This window comes from Shewanella sp. SG44-2 (genome assembly GCF_014164215.1).
Lineage (GTDB): Bacteria > Pseudomonadota > Gammaproteobacteria > Enterobacterales > Shewanellaceae > Shewanella > Shewanella frigidimarina.
Genome location: NZ_JACJEU010000095.1, coordinates 1 through 288 on the forward strand (window position 1 = coordinate 1; position 288 = coordinate 288).

The window sequence follows — 288 nt, forward strand, 5'->3', positions numbered from 1 at the left end:
CCGTTGTCGAGCATGTCTTGGGTGACGGTCACAGAGGCTAATACGTTGCCGCTGCCATCGGTGACCACTAAGGTGTCGCCAACTTGGGTGCCAGTCGCTAGCGTCACGGTGGCGGTCACAGTGCCGTCGCTGCCGATCTCATCGCTGTTGAACACGCCATCAGTGCCCATGCCGCTGAATTCAACGGTGGGTGCAGGTGCGGCAACATTGTCCACAGGCTGGTTGTCGGTAGCAGTCGCAGATGGGTTACCGGCGATATCAATCACTTGCGCGGTGACATCAACATCG

1 protein-coding gene is annotated in these 288 nt (G+C 58.7%); it reads right to left on the reverse strand.

The features are described 5' to 3' along the window. A partial coding sequence (locus H5181_RS20440; RefSeq protein ID WP_182751896.1) for a hypothetical protein occupies nucleotides 1–288 on the reverse strand: 288 nt, incomplete at both ends.